This window comes from Paenibacillus sp. Paensp111 (assembly GCF_059492195.1).
Genome location: NZ_CP168527.1, coordinates 3,435,301 through 3,451,307, shown reverse-complemented (window position 1 = coordinate 3,451,307; position 16,007 = coordinate 3,435,301). Strand labels below are relative to the sequence as shown.

The following is a 16,007-nucleotide window of genomic DNA, read 5'->3' as shown; positions in this document are numbered from 1 at the left end:
CAGCCAGCTTGGCGTTTCTTCAATCCATGGATATCAAAAAAAGATGACCCCTAATAAATTAGAAGTCATCTTACAGCTGCAAATCTTACAACACCATTCCTCGTTATACCTCAGGAATTATCCGAAATGGTGCTTGGACATCCAGAGCACCCCGCTCTTCAAGATCCGCGGTACCCGGCCCATTACCTGGCGTTTGCCCATAAGACCGAAGCCGGCCTTTTTGCCAAGAGATCCGAGCGTGCCCTTCAGCTTGATCGGAGACAGACGAGGAGTCTCGCCGCGCCATAGCGCTAGGGCGATGTTGGCAATCTGCTCACCTTGACCCTCAGCAGCTTGACCGCTAGGGGCAAAAGGAAGGCTTGCACAATCCCCGCATACATACACCTCAGGATGCTCAGGAATCTGATAATATTCATTAAGCAGCACTCGGCCCTGGTGGTCTTTGGGAACCTCCAGCTTCTGTACAATTTCAACAGGCTGAATGCCCGCCGTCCAGACCGTCGCATCTGAAATAATATCATCACCTGTCGTGTGGATCACACCGGGCTCCAGCGAGGAGATTGAGATGTGGGACAAGGTCTCTACATCATGCTCGTGGAACCACTTTTCCACATAGGCCGACATCTTTGGCGGGAAGGCCGAGAGAACACGAGAGCCCCGGTCAATTAGAGCGATGTTCAGGTCAGGCCGGCTCTCTCTGAGTTCTGCTGCAATTTCTACCCCGCTGAGGCCTCCACCAACGATATTTACACGGCCATAAGGCTTGATGTCATTGAGTTCACGGTACGTCTGACGAACAGCGCTCATGGATTGGATCGTGCAGGCATATTCCTCAGCTCCCGGAATTCCGTGGAACCGGTCAGTACACCCAAGAGCGATAACGAGTTGATCATAGTACACAGGGTCATCGTTCTCCATGATCACTTTTTTGTTCTCTAGGTCAATAGATGAGACTTCGCCGTACTTCATATTCAAATTCTGGTGAACGGGGAAGGGGACGCGCAATTCTACATCCGAGGCTGTACCGGCCGCAAGTGCATAGTATTCCGTCTTCATCGTTTGATAAGGCATCCGGTCGATCATAGTGAGGCGAATATCGCTTGGCATATTTCCCTTGAGCAGCGTATTGGCTACTGTGACTCCGCCGTATCCTCCACCCAGGATAACAAAATGTTTCATGTTTTATCTGTTCCTTTCTTGTCCAGCTCGTTATACTCTTGGCTATTTACTATTCAAATACTTCAATCTCGTTATAAAAGGTATCTCTTTCCACCGGAACGCGTCCTGCGCCCTTTACAAGCCAGATCAGCTCTTTGCGGGTCAAGCCTTCAGGCGTATTCGCTCCTGCAGCATGGCTGATCTTTTCTTTGAGAATGGTGCCATGAACATCGGAAGCCCCGAAGCTCAGAGAGACCTGAGTCAGCTGGGTACCAATATTGATGAAGTAAGCTTTGATATGCTGAATGTTGTCGAGCATCAGACGGCTGATGGCAATGGTCTTAAGATCCTCATAAGCCGAGTTGCGGCGCATAATGCTGGCATTCTTGCTCTTCGGCTGCATGGAGAGGGGGATGAAGACCATGAATCCATTGGTTTCATCCTGAAGATCACGAATCTGAATCATGTGTCGGATCCGGTCCTCATGGCTTTCAATCGATCCGTACAGCATGGTTGTGCCCGTTCTGATACCGAGCTTGTGAGCGGTACGGTGTACCTCAAGATAGCGGTCTACATTCGCTTTATCGACCTTCATCTTCTCCCGGTATTGATCGGATAGAATTTCAGCGCCTCCACCGGTTAAGGATTGTAGCCCGGCTTTTTGCAGTTCCTGAAGCACTTCTGTGATACTTAGGCCGCTGATCCGGGTGAAGAAGTCGATCTCCGCAGCGGTATAGGCTTTCAGCGTCACTTCCGGGAAGCGTTCATTCAAGGCTTTGAGTGAATCCACATAGTACTGAAACGGAACATGGTTATTATGTCCGCCTACGATATGGAACTCGCGGATACCCGGGTGAATATGCTGCTCCACATAATCGACCATTTCAGGGCCGGATAAGGTGTAAGAGCCTTCCTCTCCCTGGTCTTTACGGAAGTTGCAGAAGGCACAGTAGGACTCACACACATTGGTGAAGTACAGGCTCATATTTTCGATAAAATAGACCTTCTTGCCGTTCTTCTTGAGGTTAACTTCATTGGCAAGCTGACCAATCGTAAGCAGATCGTCGCTTTCATATAAATATACCCCGTCTTCAAGGGTCAGCCGCTCACCGCGGTGTACCTTTTCAATAATCTCAGCCATTCTCTGGTCTGTGTGAGGAGTTGCAGTTACTAACATAGGGATATCCTCCAATCTAGGGTCGGTGACTCATTGTGTGTACCTGATGCCTGATGGCTATAAAATAACGTCTGGATTAAGACGCTTTGCTGAGTTACAGCGGGGAAGGACCATTGTGAAAATTAGAACAGGTTATTAGATAATAAGGCGTAAATGCCGGTGTCAAAATTGTGACAGTTGAATGCACCCATACCATTATAAACCTCCCTCTCTATTCGGGCAATAAGTATAGTGAAGAACAGCTGCTGGAGAACGTCCCTTGAGGGGAGGTACAATGTGGAGTATAATGAGGGAAGGTAAGGATAAGGAGGTAATTACACAATGATTAATATCACTGATGCAGCAGTTGCTCAAATAAAAGAAATGCTTTCACAACAAGAAACACCTAATATGTTCCTTCGTCTGGGTGTACAGCCAGGGGGATGCAGCGGCTTCTCTTATGGAATGGGATTCGATGATGAAGAGTCTGAGGCTGATGTCTTCATGGAAGTGGGAGGACTTAAGGTAGTTGTCGAGAAGGACAGTCTGAAGTATCTGAATGGACTTGAGATCGATTATGAAGCCTCAGGCATGTCAGGCGGATTCTCCATCCACAACCCGAACGCCGTTGCCACTTGCGGATGCGGTTCAAGCTTCCGTACCCGTGACGATGCGGGACAGCCTGCACCGGAGCAGTGCTGATAGCTTTATCAATGTTTTGAACTTCGTTTGCCTGCCGCAATCCAACAGGGAAGCTTATACCCAACGGACGTTTGTGGCAACGAAATAACATCGGTAATTTGGGCATTCACAATCCCGTTTGATGCACAAAAACAACCCTGAAATATCCGTTTATGGATAGTTAATTACGACCTCCACACGTATTAGTCACGAACTATACGCTAATGGAGGTTTTTTGTATGGCACTGAAGAAGCGGGAACGGCGCGTTTCTAATGGAGAGACTAGAGTAGCGCGCGGGTATCTAAGGCTAAGGTTCAGCGAGGCGCTTGTGACTTATTTTTAGGAGTAGTTATAATTTTGATTTAATTTCGATAAATAGTACATTCTATGCCTTTTTAATGTAAAAATATTGATATAATTCTATTTAATAGTTTAAAAATAAGGGAGGTGTACGGGGATGCAAAATGAAGAGTGGGTTCAATATATAACTGGTATGTCTCAAAATATCAGTAGAATAGCAGATAGCATAAACTTAAACTTGCCTGACACAACTGACAGTATCCAACACCTTACAGGTACCTTACAATTCACTAACATACTACTGGGAGTTATAGCTGTTATATCTATCATGAACTTTATTTTGAAGTTAAAGAGAAAATAATATATTATTGTTTTTTCATTTGTAGCTAAGGTGTAAACTATTTCACAAATTAAAACTAAGCGGCAGACTGTGATCTGTTTTAAATCGAGCATTTTGCCTAATTCCGTTTTTTGCTTAAAAGCTGGAAATTTCGTAACACTGTCACTTCCTCCGCCTGATCAACCGTTTCCTGGTTCATCGGCCCATGCTTTCCGCCAGCGTTGATTATTTCCTTCAAATATTGATGATCTTGATCCCCATTAAGAAAGGTCCTCCAAATTTTGGAGGACCTTTCCGTTTATTCAGCCGTACTAAACATCGTCATATCGCGGGCATAATGCGACTGCTTGCCCGTGTCTATACTACGGATACGAACAGAATCCGTTGAGTACTTCTCGACTATTCCACTACCCACTTCACAATATACACCAGCTTCATCTTCCTGCCAGGCGGAGATGATTTTCTGGGACAGCGCCGCAGCGAAGAAATCGATATCTGCGGTTAATGTATGGTTCATTTCCTGACTCCTTTACAGTAAGTTTAACAGGACTCTGCGACTAGAAGAATTGTTTGTTCAGCATGAGGTAGATCATTCCGGCGGCAACGATGGAGAAAGCCATGCAAGAGGTGCCAAGGCCTCTTCGGGAATCCTTGAAAAATCGTACGCCTATGGCAAATACCGCGATAGTTACTGCAACCAGCACAATGGACATCGCAATCATAGCAATCCAGTAAAGAATTCCGAAAAATTGCTCCAAAGAAAGAATCCTCCTATTAACTGTAGGTACGGGTCTACTATATACCAGAACGAATTGTTTGAAAAGGGTAGAAACGACAAATCCGCTAAAAGCGGGTGTGGGCCGGATTTCCGTGAAGTTAGCCGGGCCAGGTGGACAAAGATACAAGAACAAAGGTCCTGTCTTGAATAGTAATAAACATACGCCAAAAGCTGGGTTATAAGAGTCCACAAGAGAGGGGACAGATCCATGGGGGGAAGACAGCTGGCCAATAAGTGGCTTAAGACGGAAGCGCTTCTCAAAGATAAGCGGATACATCGACACATTCCATACACCAGTCTGTACAGTCCATCTAATCTGAAGCATATGCTCAAAAGGTACAACATGGTGGTGATGAAGCCCATCCGGGGTGGTGGAGGTTACGGATTGATCAAAGTGACCTACTCCGGCGGCGTATATTCTTATACACACATGAAGGAGACGCGATCTTTCAGGAGTTTTGGGGCTATGCTGGGGTCACTGAACCGGGTTAAAGTTAGGCGTCCCTACCTCATTCAGCAGGGAATTCAGCTGGCGACTATCGCAGGAAGGCCCATAGATTATAGAGTGAAGGTAGCCAAGAGCGACAATGGATGGGAATACCGTGCAATGGTTGGACGACTGGCCAGACCAGGACTATTCGTCACCAATCTATGCAAGGGAGGCACCCAGCTCACGGCCAAGGAGGCTCTCACAAAGTCACTGCCTGGATCCCAGGGACAGCAGCAAAAGCGCAGGATGCGCGAACTGACGAACCGATGTATAAGCATCCTTGAGCGGAGCTTTCCGGGTATTGGTATGCTGGGTTTCGATTACGGCATAGATACGCGGGGGCGTATCTGGATATTTGAGGTGAATACTCGTCCCCAATAACTTTATTATCACCTTTGCGAAACAGGTTTATGAAAGCCAGGGAAAGGTTAATGTATTTGAAAAAGCTGTGTAAACCTATCTTTTCCATACGAAAAAATATTTTTGGAGATTCACCATGTGTTTATATCCTGTGAATAACTTTTATCCACAATATCCTCAACTGTCTGACAATAATTTCGTCATTTGCTAACAACTTATTCACAGGATTTCCACAACAAGATGTGGATAACAGGAACGCTTGTTCTGTCGCTCTGATGTTGGTATGATAATAACAGGAAAATTTTAGGAAGGAGTGATTCTAATGGCGACATTAACAGATGAAATGCTGCTGGATTCTTACCATATGGCCAAGGAGCTCCAATTAGACAGGGAATTCATCGCACTCCTGTTAGCCGAAATTCACAAGAGGAATCTTAACTCACAATTAGGGCTTGTCCTACATTAAGCTAGACTAAGATCAACTTGATAAATATACTGTTCTCCGCAGTGCAGACAGCTCACGATATGTTCACAGCCTGACGGATGTGAAGCGGCTCCATCGTATTGATCAGCTGAATTATAGGGACTGTAGGGGCCAATATAATCTTCAGCCCTTCCGCTGTCCTCAAGAGGTTGCCCACAGGCTGGACAAGCTAACGACAGGCCGAAGAGACCATTACATAGTGAGCATATATAAGACAAAGGGTATCTCTCCTTCTTGACAAATGTGTCCGGAAGTTAAGATACCCTTCATTGTGTTAAAACATGTGTACTGGATTCATTCCAATCTAGAGCTTGAGATTACTGCTGTGTCCAGGGGACAACTTGGCGGATGGATCGATATAGACTTTGGCATTGTTCACCGCGGTAGGGGCTTCGCCGAACCCTACGGCGATCAGCTTTAATTTGCCCGGATAGGTTGTGACGTCTCCCGCTGCGAAGATACCCGGCACGGAAGTCTCCATTCGGGAATCCACGACAATGGAATTGCTCTCGATATCAATGCCCCATTCTGTGATGGGTCCGAGAGAAGAGATGAAGCCGAAATTGATAATTACATCATCCACTTCAATTTCCTGTGTCTCATTTGACTTGGTGTGTGTCAGAATCACTCGTTCAATGGAGTCATCTCCGTGCAGAGCTGTAATTTCGGTTGGTGTAATCACCTGAACACCCGAGGACATAAGGTTCTCAACACTGTGTTCATGGGCCCGGAATTTATCCCGCCGGTGAATCAGTGTTACCTGCTCGGCAATCGGCTCGAGCATCAGAGCCCAGTCAACGGCTGAATCGCCGCCGCCGCTAATGAGGACCTTGCGGCCAGCAAATTTGCTTAGATCACTAACAAAATAATGAAGGTTCTTGCCTTCGTAACGGGCAGCTTCCTCGAGTTCCAGACGGCGGGGCTCAAATGCGCCTACGCCTGCAGTGATAATGACTGCGCGGGCATGATGCTCGCCTTGATCGGTCGTCACGACGAAATGCCGCTCATCTTTTTTTTCTACATTAATAACCTTTTCTTCAAGGCGAATATCCGGATTGAAATGTTTGATCTGTTCATTCAGGTTATTCACGAGCTCCTGGGCCGTAACTTTTGGAAAGCCGGCAACATCATAGATATATTTCTCAGGGTAGAGCGCGGCAAGCTGCCCACCAAGCTGAGGCATACTTTCGATCAATTTCACGGATGCTTGACGCATTCCGCCGTAAAAAGCAGCAAACATTCCTGCTGGACCCCCGCCGATAATAAGCAGATCCGTGAAATCACTGCTTGGATTAAGGTCTGACATTAATTAAGCACCTCCGAAATATAAAGCATAATTCAATATCCTTTAATTATAATCCTGCTTTCTTTTCTTGCAAATTTTTCTGAAATAACTCAGAAAATACATTGGATTTTACCGGGAAACATGGCGTAAAGTCACTGAAATTAAGACTTGATCTTTTACTTTAAAGCCTTTATTATTCAAAAGAGTCAAAAGCCCAAAATAGGCAAAATTCAAGGAAAGTCAAGTGAAATCAAGTTAATTTTGACCTATTATTTGCAGAGAACGGCATAAGATCACAGGAACACTATTAAGATGTTCATTATCAAGCTACAATACCCTAAGATTTTATGTGTATAATTTCACAAATAATTTCGGCGATTTGAACAAATATAGATTGATGCAGCTGGAAGGAGAACAAAGACATGAGTTCCATACCTAAAATCGTTGTTCTGGGTGCTGGATACGGTGGGATACTCACCGCTCAGAAACTTCAGAAGGAGTTAAATTATAACGAAGCCGACGTCACCCTGGTGAATCGCCATGATTATCATTATTTTACTACACATCTTCACATGCCTGCTGCAGGAACAGACTCTATAGATCATACACGAGTTCAGATTTCCAAGCTTATTGATGAATTTAAGATCGATCTGGTCAAATCGAATGTACAGGAAATTCGTCTGTATGATAAAAAGGTCATCTTGGAAGATGGAACGCTTTCCTATGATTATTTGATTATTGCACTCGGCGGCGAACCGGAATCATTCGGGATTCCAGGTCTTGCCGAGCATGCCATGACGATCCGCAGTATTAATTCCGTGCGCCTGATTCGTCAGCATATTGAATACCAGTTCGCCCAGTATAAGATCGATGAGAATCGCAAGGACCGGCTTAATTTCGTTATAGGCGGGGCTGGATTTAGCGGAATTGAATTTGTTGCCGAGCTGGCTGACCGGATCCCGGGCCTATGCAAGGAGTATGATGTTGATCCTGCCCTGGTACATATTTATAATGTGGAAGCCGCTCCAACCGCTCTTCCAGGCTTTGATCCGGAACTCGTGGAATATGCCATGGATGTTCTTAAGAAGAAGGGGGTTACCTTCAAGATAGGGACGGCGATCAAGGAGTGCACGCCTAAAGGCGTTATCCTGGCAACGGATGAAGAGATCAAGGCAGCGACCGTCATTTGGACGGGTGGAATCAGGGGCAACCGCCTGGTGGATGCTGCTGGCTTCGAGACCATGCGCGGCCGTGTGAAGATCGACGAATATTTGCGGGCACCCGGACATGAGAATGTGTTCATTATTGGAGACAACTCGCTCATGTTCAATGAGGAAGGCCGGCCTTATCCTCCAACCGCCCAGATTGCTATGCAGCAGGGTGTGACCTGTGCCCACAACGTTGTGGCTTCGATCCGTAATCAGCAGCCTAAGAAGTTCGTATTCAGCAACAAAGGCACGGTGGCTTCACTGGGTAAAGGAGAAGCTATTGCCACAGTAGGAACCAAGAAGTTCAAGGGATGGACGGCGGCTCAGCTGAAAAAGCTGGTCGATATGCGTTATCTGTTCATTATTGGCGGAATCCCGCTAGTTCTCAGAAAAGGGCGGTTCTTCTAAGATGCGTCATTGCAGCGTTCAGGTACGCGGGCTGCTGACCCGCGATGAGCTGGATCGTTATAACGGGCTCATCGAAGCCGGGTCTTTCCTGGAAAGCCAGCAGCGATATGACCTCTCTTACCATGTGCAGAAGGAGATCGATACGCTGATTCTTCCTGCAATAGAACGGCTTAAGGAGAAGAGTAGGGATCGGGACCGGGCCACGGCGGAGTTCCTTGAATCTCTGAAGCGTCTTGAGCAGGAAGAGGATGAGGATTGAACTGCGGCTTCAGTCGAATGAGTATGCAATTCAAAAAGGGTGCCTGGGAACAGTAACGTTTCCCAAGGCACCCTTCTTTGTGTATACGCAGCGAAATTTCAGTATCCGCTGTAAGATTTAGAGCTTGAGCATTTCGGCGAACAGTTCATCTGTCAGCAGATTGCCGACATAGAAGCTGCCGAACTCGCCGTATCTGGCGCTCACTTCGTCAAAGCGCATCTCATACACCAGCTTCTTGAATTGAAGCGGATCATCTGCGAACAACGTTACGCCCCACTCCCAATCATCGAAGCCGACAGATCCGGTGATGATCTGTTTCACTTTGCCAGCATAACCCCGGCCGATCAGGCCGTGACTGCGCATCAGGCTGCGGCGTTCCTCCATGGACAGCATGTACCAGTTGTCGGCGAGATCGCGCTTTTTGTTCATCGGATAGAAGCAGATATGCTTGGACTTCGGAAGCACAGGCTGAAGCCGGGCAATCACTTCCGGTTTCTGTCTCGGGTCTCCTTCGCCAGAAGCGAGATAGTTACTCAGCTCAACCACACTGACGTAGGAATAAGCTTTGGTCGTGTACTGAGCAAAGGTAGTTTTATTGAAAGCTGTTTCGATCTGATTAATCTCCTCGAGTGTTTCACGGAGATACATGAACACGAAGTCAGCCTTTTGTCCAATAATGGAATAGACAGCCGTACTGCCTGTACCAGCTTCTTCAATAGCTCCCCATTCCTGCAATAATACATGCAGTTCATCCAGGGCTACAGCTCGTTCCTCATCGTCCGCGGCCTTCCATGCGGTCCAATCAATGGAACGGAAATCATGAAGTGCATACCATCCTTCTAGTGTTAAAGCTGCCTCGTTCATCTTATCACTCCTAATTATTTCATGCTCTTCCTCCATTGTAGCTAATTGAGGCTGGGCGGGCAAATGGCTTCATCAGGTCTTCATAAACTTCATTGCAGGCCCTGCAATTTTTTAGTACACTGACAGTAGTGTTGAATGAGGGGAGTACGAAAGAGTCATGGGACTTGGATTTATCATCGTTTTTATACTAATGGTACTGTTTTTTGTCATGATGTTCGGCATCGGATTTATTTTAAATATGTTGATGAAGACGACTTGGTTTCCCAGCTACATCTTCATCATCGTTATTCTGCCTGTTGTCGTCTACTCATTATGGGATCATACACAGCCTATGGGAACCTATCTTCAATCCTTCCGACTGGTGGATTACTTGACAGCGGTTGCAGGGCTTGCGGGAGCCATCCTTAGTGGCTGGACGATTCAGAAGCTTCGGCTTGGCGGATATAAGATGTTCTAAGTTGGTCCAGGTAAAGTAAAGACTGCATCTAATATAGATGCAGTCTTTTTTTTGCACGGGCCTCACCTGTAAAATCGTTCGACGGCGAACGTTAGTTCAGAGCGAACCAGAATACACCTGTAATCTTTTATATTTGGAGTTTAAATGAATAACTGTCCCAAAGTGGGAATTACGGCGTGAAATAAAGAATAAAAGAAAGTTGGGACTGCCTGAGAAGCTTCAATTGCTTACCCTGTAACATAAATTGACAAATAGAGGTTAATTGCAATATAACTTAGTTATATAAATTTAACTTAGTTAAAGTGAGGGATTATATGAAATCACTATCTGTACTTATTATCGGTGGCGGTCTCGGAGGACTTGCATTGGCACAAAGTTTGAAAAAAAATCACATTGACTTTCATGTTTGCGAACGCGAACATGAAGACAATTTTGTTCAAACTGGCTATCGAATCAAAATAAATGAGAATGGATCCAATGCGCTACAGTTTTGTCTTCCTGAAAAATTTTACGATCTCTATATTGAGACATCCGTTATTGGACCGGCACACCCTGTCTTCTTAGATTCGATCTCACTGGAACCCACAGAAGAACAGCACCCGATGTACAACAAAGTGGATGTCACACCATCTGTAAATCGGTTTACCTTTCGTGAAGTGTTGCTCGGCGAACTTAATGACAAGATCCGTTACGGATACCGGTTTACCCATTATGAAAGGTTAGAAAACGGACGCTTAAGAGCGTGGTTCGATAATGGGGAGTATATTGATGCAGATGTCCTGGTTGGCGCTGATGGGGGAGGGTCCAATGTTCGCCATCAGTACAAACCCGGTGTGAAAATTTTCGATACTGGAGGCAGGGCTCTTTATACCAAAGTATTTCTGAATGAAGCGCGGAGAAAGGAACTGAATAGGCTCCTTGGGGATGGCAGCATGAGAGGCATTCTAAATCCAGAAGGAGATGCTCCGGTTTCCCTTCTTCTTGAAGACATGGCCTTCAAGCCGAATATTGAACATTTACCGGAATCCATGTCTCTTAATGTGAAGATTTCTCCTCAACAGGATTACCTGTACGCTGTTTTTGCGTGCTCGCCCGAGTGGCTTGGGATTCCTGACGAGCAGCTCTTCCAATTGAACGGTTTTGAATTGTTGTCCTTTACTCAAGAGAAAACCAAACATTGGCATCCTCAAGTAAAACGGATGCTGGAATTAGCGGAGCCAGAGAAAACGGCTGTTTATCACCTCCGTAATGTTCTGCCGTATAAGCCTTGGAAAGAAACGACCTCTCTGGTTTTGCTGGGAGACGCCCTTCACCCCATGACACCGGCAGGTATCGGCGGGAACGCTGCACTCTTTGATGCCTGCGAGCTCTCGAAAGAATTAATTAACGTTATAAACGGGGAAAAGGAACTTTTAACCGCGTTACGCGATTATGAAGTGAGTGCCATTGAACGTGGGATGAGGGATGTTCGGCTCTCCTCGAAAGCAGGGGAAAGCATGTTCAACCAAAAGCCGATGCCCGCTGAAGATGTAGAATTGGATGAATAATGTGGTTTCTTTATTCATCCGATTTAAATCCGTGTTGTTCTATATAGAGTATAATAAGTTATACAAGAATTTTTGGAATGGAGTTGGATTGTTTTTTATGCCTAAACGCAGGCCACATATCAGCGAGGAGAAAATAATAGCAGCCTCGTGGAGACTTCTCTCCGACCAAGGAATCGAAAATTTTACAATAAGAAACCTCTGCAAGGAATTGAATGTTCAAGCCCCCACTATCTACTGGTACTTCGAGAGTAAGCAGTTCCTTTATAAAACGTTGGCCAACCTGGTTTCAAGAGAGATCATAAGCGATCTTCCCAAGCAAGGAGACTGGCGAGAAAGGCTTCAGATAAGCGCAACTGTTATTCGGAGGAAGCTCCAGCAGTTTCCTTGCTCCAGTCAACTTCTGATGAAGTCAAGGCCAGAGGCTGATTTTATGGAGCTGTTGGAATTCCTATTGCAGATGATCGAACCTACCTCATTGACGGATAAACAAAAATTTTCATATACGACCCATTTGTTTAACTACGTCATCAATTTCGCCGTTGAAGAATATGAACAACGTATGTTACAGATATCGTTAGAGGAGAGTAAAAAGGAAAAAGCTCACGCAGATCTATCGCAATTCAAATTACTTCAACGGATGCACGAAGAAGGTATGTTTAAATTGATGGGTTCTGATGAACTGTTTAATTCTGGAGTTTTATTATTACTTGATGGAATAGAGCAGAGGATTAAAAAGGTTTGACGAAACCGATCTTGTCCATTATGGTTTCGAAAAGTGGATGGATGTTTTAAGGGGAATTATTCCACCTAGCCTGTCTGTATGGGACAACTAGATATCAAGGTTACCAGAGAAATTGATAATAATATCGAATTGACTAGGACCTGTTTATATAAGGTCAGATGAGACTTTGCTATTATGCTATCGAAGAACGAAAGTTCAATGAATACACCATGAGAAGGCTGCCGTCACGAAACGGTGGCCTTCTCAGCTAAAGGGCAGATTACTTAATAAATAGCGACAAGTACCGGTCTTACCAGGCTCTGGCTAAACAAGGATATCAGAATGAAGCCAAGCTGTTTAACCCTGTAGAAAATGCAGATCATCTCAAGTGGCTTCATACGGTCATCTCCAACGCTAAAGCCTTTATTGGTGGCACGTTTCACGGTCTTGACTCGAAACATTTGCAAGCGTATCTGGATGAATTAATAACCTATCCTGACTTAGTTGGATAATCAAAATTCATTATTAAGAATTTGAAACTCTCCTTCAGCGAATGTTTTATCTGCATAACCGTCACCCCATTGACAAAGCGCTTTTAGAATCGGCTCAAGCGATTGCCCAAGCTCTGTGGTCGAATATTCGACCCTCGGAGGGACCTGATTGAACATTTTCCTGCTAACAAGTCCATCAGCTTCCAATTCTCTGAGAGTTTGGATAAGCATTTTTTGAGTGATACCATGCACAAGTTGCTTTAATTCGCTCGTTCGTTTCGGACCTCTTATCAAATAGTATAGAACTAGCCCTTTCCATTTTCCCCCAATTACCTCCATGGTAACTTCAAGGTTACAATAATAAACTCTCATGTTGTATATCTCCCTTCAATTACAATTATTACTTTTTAGTTACTATATAACAAAAAAGTGGGTACTATTTTTATGGTTACTTTCATTACATAATATCATTTATGAGATGTACTGAACAGTTGTTTGATGACAAAGCGACGGACAGACATACTTAAAGCACATTTAAAAGGAGAGTCATAACATGGGAAAGTTTAATGGGAAAGTGGCAGTTGTTACAGGAGGCACTAGCGGTATCGGGCTTGTAACGGCACAGCAGTTTGCTAAAGAAGGGGCGCATGTTTATATCACGGGGCGCAGACAAAGTGAGCTTGATGCGGCAGTGAAGCTGATTGGAGATAATGTAACTGGTATTCAAGGCGACGTTTCCAATCTGGCGGATTTGGACCGGCTGTATAAAGCAGTGAAGCAAGAGAAAGGTCATTTGGACATTCTTTTTGCTAATGCTGGAATGGGGTCATTTCTTCCGTTGGGTGAAATTACGGAGGAGCATTATTACAAAACCTTCGATGTTAATGTAAAAGGAACGATATTCACAGTTCAAAAGGCATTACCCTTGTTTCCGAACAATGTAGGTTCGATTATCCTGACTGGGTCTATGGCAGGTTCAATGGGGATGCCGGCATTCAGTATCTACAGCGCTACAAAAGCGGCAATCAGACAACTAATTCGCAACTGGATTCTTGATTTAAAGGGAACTCAAATTCGTGTTAATGTGGTTAGCCCTGGAACGATTATTACACCAGCTTATGATGAATTATTTGGATCTGAGCTCGATAATGCTATGGAGTATGCCAAGTCTACAACGCCGTTAGGTAGATTGGGGACATCTGAAGAAATTGCAAAAGCAGTTATGTTCCTAGCTTCCAACGAAAGTAGTTATATCACAGGGACCGAATTGTTTGTGGATGGCGGAGCTGCACAAATTTAGTTCGGAAGATATACCACTATGATAAATATGGTAAGCACGACTCCCAATTTTTGAGTTGGACTGACTGGCCTGCCTGCGCTTATCAGGTGTTGCGAGACAATCCAATGCAGGAGTATGAGTGAACTAACGGGTATGTTAGTTGAATGACAACAGCGGCGGTCTAAGACTTTATTCTTTAAGTCTTGGTCCGCCGCTGTTTCTTTAATGGATCAGTCTAAAACTTTTTATTAAAGCTGACGATTCGGAGTACGCTGCACACGACCAGTTAAGTAGATACCGAGAGTAAGGAACGGTCCGTTCCCACCTCGGAGCTCTGCTCGCGCCGCAGGGTGCGGCCGCCAATCAGTGTAACGATGAGCAGGGAGATTCCCGAGAAGACAGGCAGGTAGTAGGTAGGGAGGATGTCGAGCAGCACTCCGAACAGAACCGTGCCCAGCGGGGCAATCGCTCCGGCCATAGTCTCAATGATCCCGAATACCCGTCCTCGGTAATCAGGATCAATCGTAGTCTGGAACAGGATCTGCAGAGGGATATTAATCGAAATAATAACCATTCCTATGGCGGCCATGAGAGCGATATAGAAGAAGTAGGCGGATACCTTGCTAAAGATCGGAATGTACGGAAGTGACATGGCAGCAATCAGGCAGGCCAAGATCATCAGACCGCTGAGCAGAGGCTTAAGCGGGTGATGGCTGCTTTTGCGGATGGAGAGGACGCTTGCCATAGCCAGCATGCCGACCGCAAGTGAGGCTTCAACGACCCCGTACTGCCTGGATTCCATCCCAAGCGAATGAACCATAATGTACGGGAGAGTAACTCCGAGTGCGCTGGCGAAGAAGTTGATCCAGAAGCAGATAAGCAGAAGGGACCACAGGAACCGACGCTGTCTGACATAGATGAAGCCTTCGGATAAGCTCCCGAAGAGCTGCCTAAGGATAGTACCGCCAGATGACTTCATGTCATAAGTGGCTTCAGCCGAGACGGAATCAGGAGCAGTTGTACTACGAAACCTTAACGCGAAGCCCATAAGGGAAGATACCAGAAAGCCCGCACCATTTAGCAGCATAAAGGTGTCCAGGGATACGAAGGTATAAAGAAGCCCGCCGAGCACCGGGCCCAAGATGCTGCCGATCGAAGTCGCCATCTGATTGAGTGAGCCGGCCTTCTGGATGCTGCTCTCTTCTACCAGCAGAAGGAGCGATGAAGTGAGGCTGATGCTGTAAAAGGTGGAGCATACCGACAGCATAATAAGCGTGATATAGATTCCTGTGACAGTGGGTCCATACAGAGCTGCTGCCATGAATCCGAGCAGCATCACCGCTACGCTGGCCAGATCCGCTCCGATCATAAGCCTGCGGCGGTTCACCCGGTCCGCGAGCACCCCGGCAATCGGGCCAAGGATAATTCGCGGCAGCATCCCGCAGATCAAAGTGACGGCGAATTGGCTGCCTGAGCCGGTCAGCCGAAGAATGTATAACCCGCATATGAAGGTGTACATGCTTGCTCCCAGCAGGGAGACAAGCTTGCCCGAGAACATCAGAAGCATGTTACGGGAATCCTTCATTGACCAGGCTATTCCGAGTGCCATCATAACCACTCCTTTAAATAAAGTTAAATATAATTAAACTTATTATATGCAATAATTTTCCTTATTTCAACCAAATAGTTAATTTAAATTTAACTTATTAACCTGTAATAACATCTTTCCTCCGGAGAGCT

The 16,007-nt window shown here is 45.6% G+C and carries 18 protein-coding genes and 1 pseudogene; 11 read left to right on the top strand and 8 right to left on the bottom strand.

All coding sequences use genetic code 11. The features are described 5' to 3' along the window. Positions 1-117: 117 nt before the first annotated feature. Both ACEN86_RS16210 and mqnE read right to left on the bottom strand, forming a co-directional pair. Positions 118-1,179 carry an NAD(P)/FAD-dependent oxidoreductase gene (locus tag ACEN86_RS16210; protein ID WP_495631604.1) on the bottom strand — a complete coding sequence of 354 codons (1,062 nt, stop codon included), beginning with the start codon at positions 1,177-1,179 and terminating at the stop codon, positions 118-120. 49 nt (positions 1,180-1,228) lie between these two features. Then, positions 1,229-2,335, bottom strand: a complete 1,107-nt coding sequence (mqnE, locus tag ACEN86_RS16205) for an aminofutalosine synthase MqnE (protein WP_495631603.1) — start codon at positions 2,333-2,335, stop codon at positions 1,229-1,231. A 321-nt stretch (positions 2,336-2,656) separates the two neighbouring features. Between mqnE and ACEN86_RS16200 the strand changes: the two genes are divergently transcribed. After that, a complete protein-coding gene (locus ACEN86_RS16200) occupies positions 2,657-3,016 on the top strand; it encodes a HesB/IscA family protein (RefSeq protein WP_495631602.1) in 360 nt (119 codons plus the stop codon). Between the two features lie 437 nt (positions 3,017-3,453). Further along, complete coding sequence (locus tag ACEN86_RS16195; protein WP_495631601.1) at positions 3,454-3,657, top strand: hypothetical protein; 204 nt, start codon at positions 3,454-3,456, stop codon at positions 3,655-3,657. 277 nt (positions 3,658-3,934) lie between these two features. Here the strand turns inward: ACEN86_RS16195 and ACEN86_RS16190 are convergent, their stop codons facing one another. Next, a complete protein-coding gene (locus tag ACEN86_RS16190; RefSeq protein ID WP_495631600.1) occupies positions 3,935-4,153 on the bottom strand; it encodes a hypothetical protein in 219 nt (72 codons plus the stop codon). 40 nt (positions 4,154-4,193) lie between these two features. Further along, positions 4,194-4,394, bottom strand: a complete 201-nt coding sequence (locus tag ACEN86_RS16185) for a hypothetical protein (protein WP_495631599.1) — start codon at positions 4,392-4,394, stop codon at positions 4,194-4,196. A 228-nt stretch (positions 4,395-4,622) separates the two neighbouring features. Between ACEN86_RS16185 and ACEN86_RS16180 the strand changes: the two genes are divergently transcribed. Together ACEN86_RS16180 and ACEN86_RS16175 are read left to right on the top strand one after the other, a co-directional pair. Continuing rightward, positions 4,623-5,285, top strand: coding sequence for a YheC/YheD family protein (locus tag ACEN86_RS16180; RefSeq protein WP_495631598.1), 663 nt, complete (start codon positions 4,623-4,625; stop codon positions 5,283-5,285). Positions 5,286-5,586: 301 nt separating this feature from the next. After that, entirely contained in the window at positions 5,587-5,730 is a 144-nt protein-coding gene (locus ACEN86_RS16175; RefSeq protein WP_495631597.1) for a sporulation histidine kinase inhibitor Sda, read from the top strand. Positions 5,731-6,052: 322 nt separating this feature from the next. On the opposite strand, the gene ACEN86_RS16170 is transcribed toward ACEN86_RS16175, so the two are convergent. Beyond that, positions 6,053-7,054 (bottom strand): NAD(P)/FAD-dependent oxidoreductase, encoded by a 1,002-nt coding sequence (locus ACEN86_RS16170; RefSeq protein WP_495631596.1) that lies wholly within the window; start codon positions 7,052-7,054, stop codon positions 6,053-6,055. A gap of 401 nt (positions 7,055-7,455) precedes the next feature. Here ACEN86_RS16170 and ACEN86_RS16165 point away from each other — a divergent pair, with 401 nt between their 5' ends. Together ACEN86_RS16165 and ACEN86_RS16160 are read left to right on the top strand one after the other, a co-directional pair. Continuing rightward, a complete protein-coding gene (locus tag ACEN86_RS16165; RefSeq protein ID WP_495631595.1) occupies positions 7,456-8,649 on the top strand; it encodes an NAD(P)/FAD-dependent oxidoreductase in 1,194 nt (397 codons plus the stop codon). A 1-nt stretch (position 8,650) separates the two neighbouring features. Then, entirely contained in the window at positions 8,651-8,908 is a 258-nt protein-coding gene (locus ACEN86_RS16160) for a hypothetical protein (protein WP_495631594.1), read from the top strand. A 117-nt stretch (positions 8,909-9,025) separates the two neighbouring features. On the opposite strand, the gene hemQ is transcribed toward ACEN86_RS16160, so the two are convergent. After that, complete coding sequence (hemQ, locus tag ACEN86_RS16155; RefSeq protein ID WP_495631593.1) at positions 9,026-9,772, bottom strand: hydrogen peroxide-dependent heme synthase; 747 nt, start codon at positions 9,770-9,772, stop codon at positions 9,026-9,028. 157 nt (positions 9,773-9,929) lie between these two features. On the opposite strand from hemQ, the gene ACEN86_RS16150 reads away from it, so the two are divergent. The 4 genes and pseudogenes from ACEN86_RS16150 to ACEN86_RS16135 form a co-directional block, all read left to right on the top strand. After that, positions 9,930-10,229 (top strand): YuiB family protein, encoded by a 300-nt coding sequence (locus ACEN86_RS16150; protein ID WP_495631592.1) that lies wholly within the window; start codon positions 9,930-9,932, stop codon positions 10,227-10,229. A 314-nt stretch (positions 10,230-10,543) separates the two neighbouring features. Beyond that, positions 10,544-11,776 carry an FAD-dependent oxidoreductase gene (locus ACEN86_RS16145; RefSeq protein ID WP_495631591.1) on the top strand — a complete coding sequence of 411 codons (1,233 nt, stop codon included), beginning with the start codon at positions 10,544-10,546 and terminating at the stop codon, positions 11,774-11,776. Positions 11,777-11,873: 97 nt separating this feature from the next. After that, entirely contained in the window at positions 11,874-12,518 is a 645-nt protein-coding gene (locus ACEN86_RS16140) for a TetR/AcrR family transcriptional regulator (protein WP_495631590.1), read from the top strand. A gap of 266 nt (positions 12,519-12,784) precedes the next feature. Next, positions 12,785-12,979: pseudogene (locus tag ACEN86_RS16135) on the top strand (transposase); the annotation flags it as partial. Positions 12,980-13,009: 30 nt separating this feature from the next. Here the strand turns inward: ACEN86_RS16135 and ACEN86_RS16130 are convergent. After that, positions 13,010-13,360, bottom strand: coding sequence for a winged helix-turn-helix transcriptional regulator (locus ACEN86_RS16130; protein WP_495631589.1), 351 nt, complete (start codon positions 13,358-13,360; stop codon positions 13,010-13,012). Between the two features lie 181 nt (positions 13,361-13,541). On the opposite strand from ACEN86_RS16130, the gene ACEN86_RS16125 reads away from it, so the two are divergent. Beyond that, positions 13,542-14,288: an SDR family NAD(P)-dependent oxidoreductase gene (locus tag ACEN86_RS16125; RefSeq protein WP_495631588.1), complete on the top strand. Its 747-nt coding sequence runs from the start codon at positions 13,542-13,544 to the stop codon at positions 14,286-14,288. 265 nt (positions 14,289-14,553) lie between these two features. Here ACEN86_RS16125 and ACEN86_RS16120 read toward each other — a convergent pair whose 3' ends face one another. Continuing rightward, the gene (locus ACEN86_RS16120) at positions 14,554-15,879 is read right to left on the bottom strand and encodes an MFS transporter (RefSeq protein WP_495631587.1); all 1,326 of its coding nucleotides are present in this window, start codon (positions 15,877-15,879) and stop codon (positions 14,554-14,556) included. Positions 15,880-16,007 lie beyond the last annotated feature (128 nt).